General features: G+C 35.8%; 18 protein-coding genes. 15 read left to right on the top strand and 3 right to left on the bottom strand.

The genetic code is table 11. The features are described 5' to 3' along the window. Positions 1-13: 13 nt before the first annotated feature. From BJ095_RS00610 to trhA, 9 genes are all read left to right on the top strand, one after another. Positions 14-1,072 carry an ABC transporter ATP-binding protein gene (locus BJ095_RS00610; RefSeq protein WP_404427008.1) on the top strand — a complete coding sequence of 353 codons (1,059 nt, stop codon included), beginning with the start codon at positions 14-16 and terminating at the stop codon, positions 1,070-1,072. After that, entirely contained in the window at positions 1,065-2,006 is a 942-nt protein-coding gene (locus tag BJ095_RS00605; RefSeq protein WP_107934646.1) for an ATP-binding cassette domain-containing protein, read from the top strand. Before BJ095_RS00610 ends, BJ095_RS00605 begins: the two co-directional genes overlap by 8 nt. Positions 2,007-2,010: 4 nt before the next feature. Beyond that, positions 2,011-2,943, top strand: coding sequence for a S66 peptidase family protein (locus BJ095_RS00600; RefSeq protein WP_107934645.1), 933 nt, complete (start codon positions 2,011-2,013; stop codon positions 2,941-2,943). Between the two features lie 7 nt (positions 2,944-2,950). Then, the gene (locus BJ095_RS00595) at positions 2,951-3,727 is read left to right on the top strand and encodes a serine hydrolase (RefSeq protein ID WP_107934667.1); all 777 of its coding nucleotides are present in this window, start codon (positions 2,951-2,953) and stop codon (positions 3,725-3,727) included. Between the two features lie 7 nt (positions 3,728-3,734). Continuing rightward, positions 3,735-4,556: an SH3 domain-containing C40 family peptidase gene (locus tag BJ095_RS00590; RefSeq protein WP_107934644.1), complete on the top strand. Its 822-nt coding sequence runs from the start codon at positions 3,735-3,737 to the stop codon at positions 4,554-4,556. 92 nt (positions 4,557-4,648) lie between these two features. Then, positions 4,649-5,506: a hypothetical protein gene (locus tag BJ095_RS00585; protein WP_107934643.1), complete on the top strand. Its 858-nt coding sequence runs from the start codon at positions 4,649-4,651 to the stop codon at positions 5,504-5,506. A gap of 96 nt (positions 5,507-5,602) precedes the next feature. After that, complete coding sequence (locus BJ095_RS00580) at positions 5,603-6,025, top strand: universal stress protein (RefSeq protein WP_235867531.1); 423 nt, start codon at positions 5,603-5,605, stop codon at positions 6,023-6,025. 644 nt (positions 6,026-6,669) lie between these two features. Next, complete coding sequence (locus tag BJ095_RS00575; RefSeq protein WP_107934642.1) at positions 6,670-7,953, top strand: L-lactate MFS transporter; 1,284 nt, start codon at positions 6,670-6,672, stop codon at positions 7,951-7,953. A gap of 309 nt (positions 7,954-8,262) precedes the next feature. Beyond that, positions 8,263-8,904, top strand: coding sequence for a PAQR family membrane homeostasis protein TrhA (gene trhA, locus BJ095_RS00570; protein WP_107934641.1), 642 nt, complete (start codon positions 8,263-8,265; stop codon positions 8,902-8,904). Positions 8,905-8,944: 40 nt separating this feature from the next. Here trhA and BJ095_RS00565 read toward each other — a convergent pair whose 3' ends face one another. The 3 genes from BJ095_RS00565 to BJ095_RS00555 all read right to left on the bottom strand — a co-directional run bounded on the left by BJ095_RS00565 (position 8,945) and on the right by BJ095_RS00555 (position 10,937). After that, positions 8,945-9,433 carry a hypothetical protein gene (locus tag BJ095_RS00565; protein WP_107934640.1) on the bottom strand — a complete coding sequence of 163 codons (489 nt, stop codon included), beginning with the start codon at positions 9,431-9,433 and terminating at the stop codon, positions 8,945-8,947. 128 nt (positions 9,434-9,561) lie between these two features. Further along, the gene (locus BJ095_RS00560) at positions 9,562-10,308 is read right to left on the bottom strand and encodes an SDR family NAD(P)-dependent oxidoreductase (RefSeq protein WP_107934639.1); all 747 of its coding nucleotides are present in this window, start codon (positions 10,306-10,308) and stop codon (positions 9,562-9,564) included. A 116-nt stretch (positions 10,309-10,424) separates the two neighbouring features. Continuing rightward, positions 10,425-10,937 (bottom strand): DUF3231 family protein, encoded by a 513-nt coding sequence (locus BJ095_RS00555; protein ID WP_107934638.1) that lies wholly within the window; start codon positions 10,935-10,937, stop codon positions 10,425-10,427. Between the two features lie 219 nt (positions 10,938-11,156). On the opposite strand from BJ095_RS00555, the gene BJ095_RS00550 reads away from it, so the two are divergent. The 6 genes from BJ095_RS00550 (at position 11,157) to clpX (ending at position 17,744) form a co-directional block, all read left to right on the top strand. Next, positions 11,157-11,474 carry a PadR family transcriptional regulator gene (locus tag BJ095_RS00550; protein WP_107934637.1) on the top strand — a complete coding sequence of 106 codons (318 nt, stop codon included), beginning with the start codon at positions 11,157-11,159 and terminating at the stop codon, positions 11,472-11,474. Further along, on the top strand, positions 11,475-12,524 hold the full coding sequence (locus BJ095_RS00545; RefSeq protein WP_107934636.1) for a DUF4097 family beta strand repeat-containing protein: 1,050 nt from the start codon (positions 11,475-11,477) through the stop codon (positions 12,522-12,524). Between the two features lie 19 nt (positions 12,525-12,543). After that, the gene (locus BJ095_RS00540; RefSeq protein WP_107934635.1) at positions 12,544-13,425 is read left to right on the top strand and encodes an NAD-dependent epimerase/dehydratase family protein; all 882 of its coding nucleotides are present in this window, start codon (positions 12,544-12,546) and stop codon (positions 13,423-13,425) included. A gap of 342 nt (positions 13,426-13,767) precedes the next feature. Beyond that, on the top strand, positions 13,768-14,775 hold the full coding sequence (locus BJ095_RS00535) for a tetratricopeptide repeat protein (protein WP_404427001.1): 1,008 nt from the start codon (positions 13,768-13,770) through the stop codon (positions 14,773-14,775). A gap of 106 nt (positions 14,776-14,881) precedes the next feature. Next, positions 14,882-16,174 carry a trigger factor gene (tig, locus tag BJ095_RS00530; protein ID WP_107934633.1) on the top strand — a complete coding sequence of 431 codons (1,293 nt, stop codon included), beginning with the start codon at positions 14,882-14,884 and terminating at the stop codon, positions 16,172-16,174. Positions 16,175-16,475: 301 nt separating this feature from the next. After that, complete coding sequence (gene clpX / locus BJ095_RS00525; protein ID WP_107934632.1) at positions 16,476-17,744, top strand: ATP-dependent protease ATP-binding subunit ClpX; 1,269 nt, start codon at positions 16,476-16,478, stop codon at positions 17,742-17,744. Positions 17,745-17,987 lie beyond the last annotated feature (243 nt).

Below are 17,987 nucleotides of genomic sequence, written 5' to 3'. Positions count from 1 at the left end.
AGGGGGGATGACGATGGTAGACAGCAACGGAAAGTCTCGCATTTTATCGATTCAAAATATAATCATTAAGTTTAAACTACGTGGCCAAGTACTTACAGCAATTCGTGATATTTCTCTTGATCTTTATAAAGGTGAAAGTCTGGCAATAGTAGGTGAGTCGGGCTCGGGTAAGTCTGTCCTCGTGAAATCTATAATGGGTTTACTAGATAAGAATGGCTTTATAGATCAAGGGGAAATCCTTTATAAAGATTATGACTTAGCGAAATTTAGTACTGAGAAGGATTGGCTGAAAATTCGAGGTAAGGAAATTGCGATGGTTACACAAGACCCAATGACTTCTCTTAATCCTTTAAAAACAGTTGGAAAACAGATTGAAGAGTGTGTTGTCCTACATCAAGGGTTAAAGGGTAAGTCTGCATATGACCAAACCTTAAAGCTACTTACAGATGTAGGGATTCATGATGTGGAAAAACGCTATAAGCAATATCCCCATGAGTTCTCTGGCGGGATGAGACAAAGGATTGTTATTGCCATAGCCATAGCGTGTAATCCCAAAATACTTATCTGTGATGAGCCTACAACTGCCTTGGATGTAACGATTCAAGCACAAATTTTGCAGCTATTAAAAAATCTACAAGAAAAGTATGGACTAACAACTATCTATATTACCCATGATTTAGGGGTTGTTGCAAAGGTAGCTGATCGTATTGCTGTAATGTATGCAGGAGAGATTATCGAAGTTGGCAAAACCCATGAAGTATTCTTCGATGGAAAACACCCTTATACATGGGCTCTCCTATCATCCTTGCCGCAATTAGGGGCTAAGGGGGAGGAATTATATTCTATTAAAGGAACACCGCCTAATCTTTTTAAGGAAATCAAGGGAGATGCCTTTGCACCTCGTAATCCATTTGCATTAAACATCGATTTTGTTGAACGTCCGCCTTTCTTTAAGGTCACAGATACGCACTTTGCTAAAACGTGGCTCTTACATTCAGATGCACCAAAGGTAGAGCCTCCGCTAAGTCTGCAGGAATTCTTTGAAGAGGGGAGACGATACGCTCATGATTAATAGAGAAGTATTGCTAGAAGTAAAGAATTTAAATGTTACCTTTGGAAAAGGGAAAAATAGATATCAGGCGATAAGTGATGTAAGCTTCAATATTTATAAAGGTGAAACATTTGGTCTTGTGGGAGAGTCGGGTTCTGGTAAAACAACAATCGGTCGTGCCATAATGCGTATCAATGAAGTAACAGGCGGAGAAATTCTATTTAAGGGCAAGCCAATTAGCGGGAAGATTTCGAAGGATTGGGATAGAGAAATTACGCAAAAAATCCAAATGATTTTTCAGGATCCAATGGCCTCCTTAAATGAACGGGCTAAGGTTGACTATATTATTTCAGAAGGCTTAGTAAATACGAAAAAATACAAAAATGAGGCGGATCGTTTGGAAAAGGTTCGAAATGCCTTGTTAGAGGTAGGGTTGCTTCCGGAGTTTGCAAGTCGTTTTCCACATGAATTTTCAGGTGGTCAACGGCAAAGAATCGGTATTGCCCGTGCTTTAGTCATGGAGCCGGAATTTGTTATTGCGGATGAGCCGATTTCAGCCTTGGATGTTTCGATTCGGGCACAGGTGTTGAATCTATTATCGAATTTACAAAAACAAAATGATTTAACGTATTTATTTATCGCCCACGATTTATCGATTGTTCGCTTCATTACAGATCGCACAGCGGTTATTTATAAGGGAGAAATTGTTGAACTGGCTGATACAGAAAAGATATTTTCAAATCCTATCCACCCTTACACACGAGCACTTATTTCTGCTGTGCCTGAGCCAAATCCTTATAAAGAGCGTGCCAAAACGATTGAAATTTACGACCCCAAGCTTCATGACTATATGAAGAATCCTCCATCTTTTGTAGAAATCGAGGAGGGGCATTTTGTACTTGCCAATGAAGAAGAAATTGCACTGTATCGTAAGCGAACTACAATAGGAGTGTGACAGAATGAAAATTCCAAAAGCGTTAAAAAAGGGAGATACTATCGGTCTGGTTGGTGCTTCTAGTGCCACTCCGCAGGAAAGCTTACCACAAGCTATCGAAGCTGTAGAAAAGCTTGGATTTAATGTGGTTGTGGGGGATTCATGTCACAAAAGACATGGCTATCTAGCTGGAAGTGACGAGCTTCGAGCAAATGACGTAAATCGAATGTTCCGTGATGCTTCTATTGATGGAATCTTTAGCATTCGAGGAGGCTATGGAGCCACAAAAATCTTACCTTTACTAGATTATGAGATGATTAAAGTAAATCCCAAGGTATTCGCTGGATATAGTGATGTGACTGCACTGCATATTGCCTTTAATCAGTTATGTGATTTAGTAACCTACCATACACCAATGCCATCTACAGAATTCATTAAACCAGAAATGGATGAATACACATGGTCCTCCTTTCTGGAAAGTATTACTCTGACAAAAGAATCTAATTATTATTTAGCCAATCCAACAAATCAAGAGATGTCTTCACTTGTACCTGGAAAAACAACAGGTCAGCTTATAGGTGGAAACCTAACTTTAGTAACAGCTTCCCTTGGAACACCATACGAGATTGATACAAAGGGGAAAATTCTATTCTTAGAGGATATTGATGAGTATGAACGTAGCATAGACCGTATGCTTACTCAGCTTAAGTTATCAGGTAAGTTAGATGAGGTGGCGGGCATTTTACTTGGTGCATGGACAAATTGCGGTCCACAAAATCCAAAACGTCCAGAGCATAGCTTGAGACTACAAACGATTTTTGAAGAGATTTTGGTCCCATTAAATAAGCCGATTTTAATGGATGTTGCCTGTGGACATTGCTTACCAACGATGTCACTGCCTCTAGGTAGAACAATTGCCTTTGATACTGAAACAAAAACAATTGAAGTTATTGAATAGTCATATAATGGAAAAGAATCTTCAGGATTTAATCGAACAGGTACCCTACAAGGTTAAGCTGGTTGTGAAGGATTGTGCGGAACCTAATCAATTTCTATTTACAAAGGATATTGATGATGTATTCTCCAGCGCAAGCTTGATAAAGGTTCCTATTCTAGTAGCGGTGCTGGAATTCCTTGAAAATAAAAATGAATCAATACATCAAATTGTTAAAATTGCTGAAGAAAATCGAGTTGATTTTAGCGTACTATCAGAACTGGAAGTAAGCGAAGCGTCCTTGTATGAATTATTAGTATGGATGATTATTACAAGCGACAACACGGCGACAAATGTTCTTATTGATTTTTGGGGCATGGAAAATTTAAATCATTATTTTAAAAAGATTGGATTGAAAAATACGACAATTCAACGAAAAATGATGGATTTTGAACAGCTAGAAAAGGGCTTTGATAATTTAACAACTGCTAGAGAAATGGCCTTTCTCTTTGAGGCTATTTATCGTCAGGACCTACTGTCAAAAAAATCTAGCGAGTTAGCGAGTGATATATTAAGTCGACAACGCATTCAAGATTCATTAAAAAGGTATATTGCTGACGATGTGAAAGTAGCTCACAAAACAGGCAGCCTTGAGACAGTGGAGCACGATATAGGTATCTTTTTTTCTAAGAAGAGGCCTTATATAATTGGTGTTTTTGTCACTGATCACACAAATACTGAAGAAGCGAAGAGTTTTATAGGGAAGCTTTCTAAGATTATATATGATCATTTCAGTAAGGAGGCTTAGTTTTTTTATGAAAGCTATTATTAAATCGAAGGTTGCTAATTTACATGCAGAGCCTAACTCAAAATCGGAACTGATTGATGAAGGATTATATGGCATGGTTGTAGAAATAGTAAAGCAACGAGAAAATGATTGGGTCTATGTGAAAACACCATATCAATATGAAGGCTTTTGTAGGATAGAGGATTTAATATTTGATCCTCAAAAGGTAGATACTTGGCAGAAGGAAGCAGCAAGTATCATTTACCAAGGCTTTGCAGATATACTACTGAAGCCGAAAATACAAAGTAGTAAGCTAGCAACACTTGTACGTGGCTCAATTATCAAAGTGTTGCCAAATGAAGAAATAAATAAAGAATGGTCCATGATTCAATTAGCAACTGGTGAAGTAGGATATACACGTAGTCAATGGATTGGGGAAAAGCTTGAACTTAATGGCGTTTTGGAGGAGGATTTTCGAAACAGAGTCGTACAAACGGCTTTAAGCTATCTTACTACACCTTACCGATGGGGTGGGAAATCTCCTTTAGGCATTGATTGTTCAGGGCTCTGTTCGATGGCGTATATGCTAAATGGTGTTGTGATTTATCGAGATGCCAAAATTGTCGATCGCTTCCCAATTAAAGAAATCAACATCGAGCATATTCAAAAAGGTGATCTTCTCTACTTCCCGGGGCATATTGCTATGTATATGGGCGATGATTTATATGTCCATTCGTCTCTTGGCGGAAATGAAGTAAGTATTAATAGTTTAAATAAAAATCATATAAATTATAGGGAAGATTTAGCCACAACAATTACAGCGGTTGGAAGTTTATTTCCTGCAAAATAATGACAGCTAGAAGCACATCATCAAAGTGAAAAAAGATGGTGTGCTTTTTTATAAATTTGCTCCTCAAATCTGAAGTTATAGGAGGTATTTTTATGAGAATTTCTAAAGCGAAACTGATAACAGAAGATGATATTAAGCTGATTCCAATTGGACAAATGACAAAGAAGAAATATATTGCTGCTTTTAAGGGGAAGTTATTTTGTCCTACGGAGCATTGTTCTGCAAAATTATCTTATAGTAGTGGAAAGAAAGGGCATTATAAAACGTGGAGATATAGTAATCATTCTCCAACCTGCCCATATAATTTAGAGCGTGATGGTATACAGCAAATTGGAAGCAAGGACATAAAATTAGAGGTTAATATTAGCAAGAGGCATAAACAGAGTGCGTTAATGAGAGCCTACAAATCTATGATGATAGATGAAATCAATGGGCCAATACTTGAACGAAATTCTGAAGAGATTAAAAATAATAGTCACCGTAAAGTAAAAACGAATGCATCAGAAACAGCGCAAATGACACTTTTTGGTGGAGCGATTGATGAAGACTTTACGAAAACGAAAGGAAAAAAGTTGCTTTCAAGATTTGTTCATGAGATTAGTCCTTCCGATATCGGTAAAAACCGAATTATAAAAGGCTTTATAAAGGATATTGAATTGCTTGAATCTACCGCTGAGCTTATTGTGGGCTATCAAAACGAGGAAATCGCGATTGTCTTTATGGAGCATTTTAAAACAGATCCTTTAAATAAAAGCTATGTGAATAAATTTTGGGCGATTAAAGAATGGATGAGTCATTTGAAAGCCGTTACTTTTATTGGAGTTGGAGAAGTTCAGTTTACGAAGGATGGTAAATACGAGTTATATGTTTCGATGGGCACAGACTTTAAAGTGGATGGGGAAGATATGTACAATTTGGCTAGAAAGCTTAAAGCAGTAGCTTTAAGTTAGTATATCTATTCTGCTAGTGACTTCAATTTGTATAGTTTTCGTTTGTTTTAAAAAATTATGGGTACTATGAAGTAATGACAATATTGGAGGACAATTATGATTAAGCATTATCAAAAAATTGCCGTAGCAATTGATTTCTCAAAGCAGTCAATGAAAGCACTAGATCGAGCAATACTTGTGGCGAAGGACAATGATGCGACCGTTCAATTAATAAATGTCATTGATACGGAATCATTTGGCTCAATTGCAGCCTATGACTTAAATTACGCTGAACAGCTTAAGGAAGAGAGTATGACCAAGATGGATCAGCTTAAAAATCAGGTTGCTGCTGCGGGAATTCCTGTAGTTGAGGTAGTCATTAAAGAAGGCTCTCCAAAGGAAATTTTAACAGAGCTTCCAGGAGTTGAATTACTTATTTGCGGAGCAACAGGTAATACAAACCTAGAAAAAATGCTCATCGGCTCCGTTGCAGAAAAAATAGTCCGTTCTGCAACATGTGACATACAACTTGTACGATAATTTATACTAAATCGTTTAAGCTAATTTTAAAAAAACATCCATTTATTCTGAAAATGGATGTTTTTTTTGTTTAATCAATGAAAGAAGTACGCTATATTTTTAAATCTAAATTTAAAATTTTCTCTTTTATGTATGTAAATTCTAAATAATAACGAAATAATATTATTTTGTGAAATTTTAACATGTAAAGTTATTCTGATATAGTAAATAACTATTATGTAATAGGAGTAAAGGGTAGAGCTACTAAATTTATTTAAAGTTTCAAATTTCAACTTTGTATATAATGTTTATTCTACAAAATGTATACAATTTTCTTTTTAAAGCAATTAAATACTTTTTACTCGCTGTATCAAATGCTCTGTAAATAGCATAATACCTTAATATCTTGCTGTTTTATAACAAGAATCATGTTACGGTCATTCAATTATAGGGTAAAAGCAATTGTAAGTAATTTCTTCTACAATAAATAAGATAGAAATTTGCGTTTAACTTCAAATTTTCTACGAAATGCAGAAATAATCTCTTTTACACAAATAATTTTTTTCAAAAAACTATTGCATTTCATATTTTGTAAATGTTATCTTGAGATAAAGAGTTGTTCACAACTTTATCACATTTACAAAGAAAGGGGCTAAAAGAGAATTATGAAGAAAAATCGATGGTTAATCGCTCTTTCTGCCATTGCAATTCATTTATCAATCGGAGGAGCTTATGCTTATAGTGTTTATAAGCTTCCAATCGTAACGGAAATGGGATGGAGTGAAACAAACGTAACTGTAGCCTTTACAATAATGATGGGGCTTGCTGGTTTTGCAGCAGCACTATTTGGTAGTTTAGTAGAAAAATTAGGTCCAAGAAAATCAGCGATGGTTGCTGCCGTATTATTCGGAGCAGGACAAGCAGGTGCTGGTTTAGCGATACAAATGGACTCAGTTATACTATATTGGTTAACTTATGGAGTTTTAAGTGGTCTAGGTATGGGTATCGGGTATATTGCTCCGGTATCGACTTTAGTAAAATGGTTCCCTGATCGTCGTGGTTTAGCAACAGGGATGGCTGTATTAGGATTTGGTTCTGGTGCTTTAATTACTGCTCCAGTAGCAGCAAACTTAATGGAGGGTGTAGGTATTTCATCTACATACTTTATTTTAGGAATAAGCTATTTCATCTTAATGATTTTAGGTGCTTCTTATATTGCTCCTCCAGCTAAAGGATATATGCCTGAAGGAATGAAGAAGGCAACGGAATCTGGCGAGAAGAAAATTAAGCAGGATTTAGCTCAAATGTCAGCAAAAGAAGCTGTTAAAACAAGACGGTTCTGGATGCTTTGGTCTATGCACTTAGTAAACGTAACAGCTGGTATTATGATGATTTCTGTTGCATCACCAATGGCTCAAGAGATTGTAGGGCTATCTGTAGCAGCAGCTGCAACAATGGTTGGTGTAATGGGACTATTCAATGGTGGTGGCCGATTACTATGGGCAGCACTTTCTGACTATATTGGACGTACAAATATTTTCGTTATATTCTTTACAATCCAATTAATCACTTTTGCTGTATTACCATTTACAACAAATGTTATCATCTTCCAAGTATTTATCTTCTTAGTAGTTAGCTGTTATGGAGGAGGTTTCTCAAACCTACCTGCATATGCAAGTGATTTATTTGGAACAAAGCAACTTGGTGTAATTCACGGTTACTTATTAACAACTTGGTCTCTAGGTGGGGTTTTTGGTCCGATTATCGTAAGTACAGTTAAAAATATGTACGATAGCTATATTCCAGTATTTTACCTGTTTACAGCATTAATCGCGATTTCTCTACTTATTTCACTATTCCTACGAGCAGATGTAAATAAACAGAAAAGAATTCTGGAACAAACTAAAAAAGAATCAGTTGGAGATCTTTCAACAACGACAACTCCATAAATTTGAAGTAAATTAAACTGCCGAATATGAGACATTCTCGCAAATGTCCTTATTCGGTATTTTTTTTATTTAAGCTTATAGTGATTTTAATGAACTGTAATATAATTTCCAATTCGCGTCAACTTGACTTGCTATATCTTTGGAATTTTTTGACTAAAAGGAGCAATTTATTGCATTATTTCTCATGTATGTTTCATTATAAAAATAACGATTCGTCACATTCTATGACAAATATCATTTGATATTTATTACAACTAACTCTCCCTAATTTGAATCATTATGGAATAATATTAGCAAGAGGTGAAGAAAATGGCACAATTAACAGCTGTTCAAAGTGGGTATAGTAAAAAGGAAGAATTTTTGAATTCCTTAAGTCATGGAATTGGAGCGCTGCTCGCAATACCGGCTACTTTACTTTTAGTTCAAAAAGCTCGGTTAGAAGGGTCGACGATTGAACTTGTTAGCTACATTATTTTTGGAATTTCTATGTTCTGCTTATATGCTGCCTCAACTATTTATCACGCCTGGCCAACTCATAAAAGCTTGTTAAAAAAGCTGGATCATAGCTCGATTTTTCTTATGATTGCTGGGACATATACACCTGTTGCTTTAATCGCAATTGGCGGTAAGATAGGGTGGACAATCTTTTTCGTTGAATGGGGATTAGCGTTCTTTGGAATTCTCTTTAAAATGTACTTTGTGCATCGCTTTGAGAGATTATCATTATTTGTTTATTTAGGGATGGGCTGGTTAGCCATAATCTTTTATAAACCAATGCTTGAATTTATCACAATGGATGGATTACTGCTGCTAGTGGCAGGAGGATTAAGCTATACAATAGGAACTTACTTTTATAAAAATAAAAAAATCCCGTACAATCATGCGATTTGGCATGTGTTTGTTATGGGTGGTAGTCTATTTATGTATCTTACTATTTACTTGTATATGTAAAACAAACCTGTACAACTCTACTTGAGAACTGTACAGGTTTTTATTGTTGTATTTCAAAGCCGTTAATCTGAGTTATATCCACCACAAGAGTATGATTATCTGGTGTTAAAAAGGTTACTGAGTTTTTCCTTTCGTGGAAATCAAGAACTGCACTTACTTCGATGGGTGAGCCATTTACATAGATTTTTTTAATGTTTTTAGAGGGCACCGTTTTTCTCATGAGTTTTAGGAATTCTTCATTTTGAATGGGCTTATTCATCAGTTCAATCATTGTGTTTTGAAGCATCTTTAAATGACTGCTTAAAAGATTTGTAGAGTGTTTTGTATTTAACATAAGATTATTGATCACTTGATGGAATTTGATAAGAGATTGTTCGAGTACCGCTTGTTTTTCTAAGATTAGATTTAAATCTGAACGGATTTTTTCATCTAGATAAGAAATGTTATAGGAGTTTTGATTTCCTCTGTTATCTTGCTGTGGGTTGAGATAGATTTTTGGTTTTGAATAATTAGTTTTGGAAGGATTCATGTTCGTTAACTCCTTTCCCGTAATAAGCTATTTGTAATATATGCGCTTAAGTAATTTGTTGCTATTGAAACATATAGAAACGAAAAAAAACGACTAACCTTGGGCATCCTAGTTAGTCGTTTTTTTACTTATTCTTCATATATCATTTTCTTTGTCATCCCGCCATCAACAGTCAAATTGATTCCAGTAACAAAATCATTTTTATCGTCAGTTAAATAAAAGCATGCTCGTGCAATATCCTCAGGTTTGCCGACACGACCTGAAAAATGCTGTAGATGGTCAACTTCTCGTAAAGAAGCGTAATCACCAGTTTCAATCCATCCAGGGGAAATGCAATTCACTCGTATTGAGTCTGGTCCAAGCGAGCTTGCCAGTGCGTGTGTAAGTGCTACGATGCCACCTTTTGTTGCTGCATAGGATTCTGAGTTGGCTTCGGACATGAAAGCACGCGTTGAAGCCATTGATACAATTGCTCCACCTTTTGCATTTAATCTCATAAACTTTGAAGCTTCTCTTGAGCACAAAAATACACTTCTTAAATTTGTATTGATGATATCATCAAAGATATCCATTGAAAGATCATAAGGCGAAATTGGTTTATAGATTCCTGCATTATTAATAAGAATATCAATTGTTTTATATTGTTCGATAGTACTTGTCATTAGTTGGATGACATCTTGCTCTTTACGTACATCTGTTGGAACAAATAAAACGTTTAGACCTTCTTTAGCTAACTCGGAGGCAACGGAGTAACCTGATTGTTCGTTAATGTCTGCTAAAACGACGGATGCCCCAGCACGGGCGTATTGGGTGGCAACTTCTTTTCCGATGCCCTGAGAAGCTCCAGTTACAATAACTGTTTTGTTTTCAAACATCTAAACCCTCCATTTTTGTTTTCTAATCGTTTACCCTATGTAATAAATAAAATAACATAAAATCATTTAGCAAAGTAAAGTGGTTGACTGCATAAGGCAACCACTATTTTTGAAAGTTATCTTTCGTCATGTGGAGCAAGGTGAAGTGGTGGAGGAACTAACCATCCCTTTGCTTTATTTAATCGTAATAACCTAGCGCCAAGCTGAGCTTTAGCAATATGGAATTGACCATACATCATGGCGATATCTTCACGAGTGCATGTCCCCATCGCCTTACTGCACGCCACTAGACCTGCGGCAACGTTCCCAGAGATAATTGCGCTTATTTCAGGGTCATTATATCGTGCCCCTACTGGGATATCTTCAAGTCTTGCGTTAGGGCGCTCAGGTGGTGCTGGAGGAAGCCCGATTCCATTTAATTTTAGCGTTTCTTTTAATTGCTTGTTTTCTTCTTCCATCCCATTGATTGATTCTTCAACTATCTTGGCAAGTTCGCGGTCACCAGTATGATTATATAAAGTTTGATACATAGCGATCATGCCGTTATTAGTTAGAACGTTCGACCATATTGTGAATATTTCTCCGTAATGTAGTGGCTCTTCTTTAGGGTTTCTACTTAAAATTCCCAAAAAAACACTCCCTTAATTAAATAGTAATGGTATTACAAAAACTAGAGTAGTCAAGAAAGTGATTATTATTCAGATTCTCATAAATATTATTCGAAATTGAGTGATGAAGCTAAAGGGAGGTAGTAAATTAGTTAATTTATATTATTCAGTACCTTGCAATGAGTAATACCGTTATGATACACTACTGTACAATGAATAGTAGTGGAGGAGGTGGTTAACTTGAACGTCCAATTTAAAAAGGGTGTATTAAATTTGTGTGTCCTTGCTCTAGTCGACCAACAAGATATGTATGGCTATGAGCTCGTTCAAGCTATTTCTAATCAGATTGAGATTTCGGAAGGCTCTGTTTATCCACTATTAAGAAGGCTCACGTCGGAAGGTTATTTTACAACATACTTAAAAGAATCAACTGAAGGACCACCACGTAAATATTATCAAATCACTGCTTTAGGTAAAGAAAATTTAAAGGAACTTCGTGAAGAATGGCAGAACTTTAGTAAAGGTGTAAACGAATTAATTCAGGGGGAGGAAATTTAAATGTCTGAGGAGAAATTTCTAAAAGAACTTGAAAAGGAATTGTTTTTATTAAAGGAAGACGAACGAAAAGATATTTTGCGTGACTTTAAAGAGTATTTTGCAAATGGTAGAGCTGAAGGTAAAAAGGAAGAAGAAATAGTTGAATCGTTTGGTCCTATTCATGACTTAGCGATGGAGCTGCTAGCTGCTTATTCAGAGGAAGAGTTTGTTTCTCATGTTGAAATGACTCCTGCTATTGAAACAGGCTTTGATAATGTAGACATTAAGGCTGACAAAGCGAATATTTCTATTGTTCCTTCGGAGGGTGACAAACCAATTATTAATGTAAAGGATCAGGATGGAAAAACAAAGGCTACTATGGAAGTGGTTAATAACACGCTGAAAATTCGAGTTAAACGTGAGGATAGCATCATGTCATTTTTCTTCATTCACCTAAGCATGGGGTTGAAAACAATCGATGTATCGATACAGCTGCCTCAAAAATTATATGACCAAATGAAGGTTGAGAGTGATAACGGGAAAATTGAAATAGAATCTCAACAAGCGAAGCACATGAAGTTCAAAACAGATCACGGGAAAATTCACTTAAAATCCTTATTGGCTAGCACATTAAAGGCAAAAACAGATAATGGAAGAATTGTCTTGGATCATTCAAATTTCACGAACGTTATTGCAACAACGGATAATGGTAGAATTTGTGTGGATCATTCAAGATCGGAAAAATTTGAGCTTTCAACAGATAATGGCCGAATCGAGCTTAACGAAGTAAGCGGTGAAATTTGGGCAACTACTGATAATGGTAGAATTGAAGGGTATATTCCTCAAGTGACAAAACCGTTACAATGGAAAACAGATAATGGCAGCATTGTTTTAAAAACTGATGAGGTATTAAATAATGTCACCTTATCCGTTAAGTCAGATTTCGGTCGAATCAGTGTTTATGGGGAAAAAGGGAAGAAGTTTCAATTTGGTGATGGCACGATTCCAATTCGTTTTAAAACGGATAATGGCCGTATAACAGTTGAAACCGCAGTACTTCAAGAAGTATAGGGATAGGGGGATTAGCGGTATGAAAAAGATATTGGTATTTGGCGGTACAAGATTTTTTGGGAAAAAGCTTGTTGAAACACTTCTGGAAGAAGGGCATGACGTGACAATTGCAACTCGTGGTAAAACTGCACATTCTTTTGGGGAAAAAGTCAATCAGCAAATCGTAGATCGCACGAATAAGAGTGATTTGGCATCAGCTTTTGCCGATACTCAATGGGATATTATTTACGATAATATTTGCTACTCACCTGATGATGCCTTGGCTGCGTGTGAAATCTTTGCAGGTAAAACCCGAAAATATGTATTTACTTCAACTATGTCTACCTACTCAGATTTAGGGGCTGAGCTTTCTGAGGGAGAGTTTGATCCCTACCATTATGAAATTCGTTACGGAGGTTTAAATGATTTTTCATATGGTGAAGGTAAGCGACTGGCAGAGGCGGTCTTCTTCCAAAAGGCGAATTTTCCAGTGGTGGCAGTTCGCTTTCCAATCGTTTTAGGAGAAGATGATTATACAAGACGATTACATTTCCATATCGAAAGAACTGCAGAAGGTAAGGCTATTAGCTTCTTAAATATGGATGCTCGAATGTCTTATATCTTGTCTGATGATGCAAGTGAATTTTTAAAATTTGCAGGTTTCTCGGAAATTGTAGGAGCATATAACGCAACCTCTTCGGGCACTTATTCATTAAAGGAATTAATGGAGATGATTGAAGGAAGTGTTGGGAAGAAAGCGAAAATTGCACTAGTTGGGGATGATGAGTCCCGTTCTCCTTTTGCTGTTCCAAAAGACTGGTATATGACTCAAGCCAAATCTATTGAAGCTGGTTTTACATGTCAGCCATTAGAAGCGTGGCTACCAGACCTTATAAAAACTTTGTCTTCCCAAGTAAAATAAAAATTGAATGAGCTTAGTGCTACTTTTGTAAAGAGTTACTCTTTATTAAAAAGTAGCTTTTTTAATTTTAATTCATAATTTATGTACATTGAGGACTTGAAATATGAGACTTTAGTCCCTTCTATACCTTAGATTAAAAACGGGACAATACGGTTAATACTTGTATAAGTTAAAATAGATTGTTCGCATAGAAAATAAAATGATAAAATAACATGGATTGACTGGTAATATTTTCATTTGTGGATGTGTGGAGGTTTAAAGCTTCCTATCCACTAAAGTGCAACTAAGGCATATCGCTGTTCGTCCTATTGATATGCCAAGGTTTCTAATTGACATCCGGGAGTGAGACGTTTGAAGAGGAAACAAAAAAAGTATACAGCATTTAAAAATGTCGTAATATTTCCTGGTACAGTTGAAACATTAATTGCTCGTGCCCATGAATATGTTGAAAACTACCAATATGATTTAGCAAATAGCAGCTTTGAAGAAGCGTTGAAATATACTGAAGGCGATGAAGTGACATTAAGTGTTTATGCTTATTCACTATATGAAACAAAGTCATTTGAAAAAGCTAAAAAGGTTTGTGAAGAACTATTAAGTATTGGACCAACGATGTATTTGGAAGTAATGGAATTATATTTAACGATTTGTATGCAGCTCAAGCAATACAAACAAGTAGAAAGTATCATTTCATCTTTACTTGAGGAAGGGGCTATTCCTCAGGAGCAAATTGATAAATTCGAGCGACTGAAAGATATAAACTCAAATATTGCAGACAATGTTAAAAAACAGGAAGATATAATTGCTAGCGTGAACGAAATTGACGAGGACTTATTCCAGCTTGAAAAATTTCTGTCTCTTCCACCGAACAGACAGCTTACGTTAGTTCATGAATTAACTACTATGAATATTCGACCGATTGTACAGCAGCTAAAGGCTATCATAGAAAATGAAGAAACACATCCTTTTATTAAAAGTATTGTCTTAATATTACTTGTGGAGCAGCAGGTAGACGTTAATATAAAGATAAGTAAGTTTGAACAAGAAAAGTATGTGAACCCTACTGTATTGGAATTACCAACAAAAATGCCACAGTTTATCGCTGTATCAAAGATTATAATAGAGAAATTAGAAAAAGAGCCATCAACGTTGGAAATGGTAGAATACTTACTTTCTAAGCATGCAATAGTTACTTATCCATTTGAGTGGCTGCATTATGAAACTGAAGATGTAGCGATTAGTTATATTGATTTAGTAAGAGCGATGTTTGGTAGTGTGCAGGAAATGGATTATGAACTAGTAGAGTTTTTACAGATTCTCGAAAAGTTAACAGAACTACAAGAAGTATGAAAAAAGTTGAAACTACCAGTATCTATGTTATACTAAAATGGTTGTCAAAATCGTAGATACGAGTGGTTTGTCTAACAATTGTAAACTAATTTTGGAGGTATTATATATGTCAGCGAAATGGGAAAAACAAGAAGGTAACATTGGTACATTAACAATCGACGTACCAGCTGAAGAAGTAAACAAAGCGATCGATAAAGCTTTTGCTAAAGTAGTAAAAGAAATCAACGTGCCTGGATTCCGTAAGGGTAAAATGCCACGCCCAATGTTTGAAAAACGCTTTGGTGTAGAAGCTCTATACCAAGATGCTTTAGAAATTCTAGTTCCAGATGCATACTCAAATGCAATCGACGAAACTGGTATCACTCCAGTAGATTACCCAGAAATCGACGGAACTGAAAACTTTGCTAAAGGTGAAGGCTTCACTTTCACAGCAAAAGTTACTGTTAAACCTGAACCAAAACTTGGTGATTACAAAGGTTTAGAAGTGAAAAAAGCTGAAACAGTAGTAACTGATGAAGAAGTAGAAGCTCAAATTGAAGAGCAATTAGCTCGTAAAGCTGAGTTAGAAATTAAAGAAGACGCAGCAATCGTTACTGGCGACACTACTACAATCGATTTCGAAGGTTTCTTAGGTGAAGAAGCATTCGAAGGCGGTAAAGGCGAAGACTACGCATTAGAAATCGGTTCTGGTTCATTTATTCCAGGATTTGAAGAGCAATTAGTAGGCTTAAAAGCTGGTGAATCTAAGGATGTAGTAGTAACATTCCCAGAAGAATACCATGCTGAAGAGTTAGCTGGTAAAGAAGCTACATTCAAAGTAACTGTTAAAGAAGTTAAAACAAAGGTTCTTCCAGAGTTAAACGACGAATTCGCTAAAGAAATCGACCCAGAAGTTGAATCTTTAGAAGCGTTACGCGCGAAAATCAAAGAACAAACTGTTGAACAAAAGAAAACAGATGCTGAAAGTGCATTACGTGATGAATTAGTGGAAAAAGCTGCTGGAAATGCTGAAATCGAAATTCCTGAAAGCATGACTCACAACGAAATTCACCGTATGATCGACGAATTCGGTCAACGCTTACAAATGCAAGGTATGACTTTAGACCTTTACTACCAATTCTCTGGTCAAGATGAGCATGCTTTACATGAGCAAATGCGTCCTGAAGCTGAAAATCGTGTACGCGTTTCATTAGTTTTAGAAGCTATTGCAAAAGCAGAAAATATCGAAGTAACTCAAGATGATATTAAAGCTGAATTAGAAAAAATGTCTGGTCAATTCGGTATGTCAGCTGACCAAATTTTAGCTGCATTAGGTGGAACTACTGAAATTTTAGAGAACGATATCCGTACTCAAAAAACTGTAGAATTCTTAGTTGAGAATGCAAAAATTACTGAATAATTTTCATTTTTTCGACAAGCAATTGCTTGTAAAAGTGTAAATTATTAGTTTAATATTAAGTTATGGACAAGGTACGGCATATTACCGTACCTTGTTTTCAAACTAGGAAATTTCAGATAGTTAATAATTTTTACATTAAAGCAATGGTTCTTAGTGGAGTTAATGTTTTAATTCTGACATACTGAATAATACATAGACAAAAAATGCTTATAATATATCTATTATGAGCTTATACAAACAACTTATTTGATAATGATTCTAGAATCTTGTAAGATTGTTGCTTGAATAGGGGTGAAGCACATTGTTCAAATTTAATGATGAAAAAGGCAATTTAAAGTGCTCGTTCTGTGGTAAGCCACAAGAACAAGTGCGCAAACTAGTAGCTGGACCAGGCGTATACATTTGTGATGAGTGTATCGAGCTGTGTTCTGAAATCGTTGTAGAGGAATTAGGGGTCGAAGAAGAAATCGATTTCCAAGAAATCCCGAAACCAAAAGAAATTTTATCGATTTTAGATGAATATGTTATTGGACAAGAGCGCGCCAAAAAAGCATTAGCTGTAGCAGTGTACAATCACTATAAACGTATTAATTCGAACAGCAAAATTGATGATGTTGAATTATCAAAATCGAACATCGTTTTAATTGGACCAACAGGTAGTGGGAAAACACTTCTTGCCCAAACTTTAGCTCGAATTTTAAATGTGCCATTTGCCATTGCAGATGCAACTTCACTAACAGAGGCGGGTTATGTTGGGGAGGATGTTGAGAATATCCTTCTGAAATTAATACAAGCAGCTGACTATGATATTGAACGTGCAGAAAAAGGAATTATCTATATAGATGAAATCGATAAAGTAGCTCGTAAATCAGAGAATCCTTCCATTACGCGTGATGTATCAGGCGAAGGTGTTCAACAAGCATTGCTTAAAATTCTTGAAGGTACTACAGCAAGTGTGCCTCCACAAGGTGGAAGAAAGCATCCTCACCAAGAATTTTTACAAATAGATACAACGAATATTCTATTTATCGTTGGTGGAGCGTTTGATGGAATTGAACAAATCATTAAACGTCGCCAAGGACGTAAGGTAATTGGATTTGGTTCTGATCTTAAGAAGATGGAAGAAGAAAAAACTTCACTTCTTTCGCAGCTAATTCCTGAGGATTTACTGAAATTTGGTTTGATTCCTGAATTTATCGGGCGATTACCAGTTTTAGCTTCATTAGAGCAGCTTGATGAAGATGCTTTAGTACAAATTTTAACTGAACCTAAAAATGCCCTAGTTAAGCAATATCAAAAAATGCTTGAGCTAGATAAAATTGAGTTAGAATTTAATGATGAAGCATTACTAGCAATTGCTAAAGAAGCAATTGAGCGAAAAACGGGTGCCCGTGGATTACGTTCAATTATTGAAGCAACACTGTTAGATATCATGTTTGAGCTTCCTTCACGTGAAGACATTGTAAAATGTGTTGTAACGAAGGAAACAATCACTGACAAAGAAACACCAAAATTAATTCTTGCTGATGGTACAGAATTAAAAAAGAACGATGAAAAAACTTCAGCTTAAGTAGCTTGAGTTCAGCATAGTTTATGATGATAAGAGCTGACTTCGAACTAGCGTCAACAACGCTTGTCGTAAGTCAGCTCTTTCTTCCAAAATAAACTTTATACATATAGAGTCTAATTTGAGCATTTATTTACATAATAAGTAGTAGGTAGGATAAAATGAATAAATGGAATTTATAATCCTGATTACAAAAATTTCTATGATTATGTAAGTGAAATGTAGATTTTTTAAGACATACTAACA

This window comes from Ureibacillus chungkukjangi (assembly GCF_003217295.1).
Classification (GTDB): domain Bacteria; phylum Bacillota; class Bacilli; order Bacillales_A; family Planococcaceae; genus Ureibacillus; species Ureibacillus chungkukjangi.
Note: the sequence above shows the minus strand (reverse complement) of the source record. Positions and strands in the feature narration are given on the sequence as shown.

Excerpts from the sequence above, each read along its gene's own strand:
- BJ095_RS00595 (WP_107934667.1), top strand. The coding sequence starts at position 2,951 with ATGGAAAAGAATCTTCAGGATTTAATCGAACAGGTACCCTACAAGGTT.
- BJ095_RS00605 (WP_107934646.1), top strand. The coding sequence starts at position 1,065 with ATGATTAATAGAGAAGTATTGCTAGAAGTAAAGAATTTAAATGTTACC.
- BJ095_RS00585 (WP_107934643.1), top strand. The coding sequence starts at position 4,649 with ATGAGAATTTCTAAAGCGAAACTGATAACAGAAGATGATATTAAGCTG.
- BJ095_RS00565 (WP_107934640.1), bottom strand. The coding sequence starts at position 9,433 with ATGAATCCTTCCAAAACTAATTATTCAAAACCAAAAATCTATCTCAAC.
- tig (WP_107934633.1), top strand. The coding sequence starts at position 14,882 with ATGTCAGCGAAATGGGAAAAACAAGAAGGTAACATTGGTACATTAACA.
- BJ095_RS00560 (WP_107934639.1), bottom strand. The coding sequence starts at position 10,308 with ATGTTTGAAAACAAAACAGTTATTGTAACTGGAGCTTCTCAGGGCATC.
- BJ095_RS00580 (WP_235867531.1), top strand. The coding sequence starts at position 5,603 with ATGATTAAGCATTATCAAAAAATTGCCGTAGCAATTGATTTCTCAAAG.
- BJ095_RS00575 (WP_107934642.1), top strand. The coding sequence starts at position 6,670 with ATGAAGAAAAATCGATGGTTAATCGCTCTTTCTGCCATTGCAATTCAT.
- BJ095_RS00545 (WP_107934636.1), top strand. The coding sequence starts at position 11,475 with ATGTCTGAGGAGAAATTTCTAAAAGAACTTGAAAAGGAATTGTTTTTA.
- BJ095_RS00600 (WP_107934645.1), top strand. The coding sequence starts at position 2,011 with ATGAAAATTCCAAAAGCGTTAAAAAAGGGAGATACTATCGGTCTGGTT.
- BJ095_RS00590 (WP_107934644.1), top strand. The coding sequence starts at position 3,735 with ATGAAAGCTATTATTAAATCGAAGGTTGCTAATTTACATGCAGAGCCT.
- BJ095_RS00540 (WP_107934635.1), top strand. The coding sequence starts at position 12,544 with ATGAAAAAGATATTGGTATTTGGCGGTACAAGATTTTTTGGGAAAAAG.
- trhA (WP_107934641.1), top strand. The coding sequence starts at position 8,263 with ATGGCACAATTAACAGCTGTTCAAAGTGGGTATAGTAAAAAGGAAGAA.
- BJ095_RS00610 (WP_404427008.1), top strand. The coding sequence starts at position 14 with ATGGTAGACAGCAACGGAAAGTCTCGCATTTTATCGATTCAAAATATA.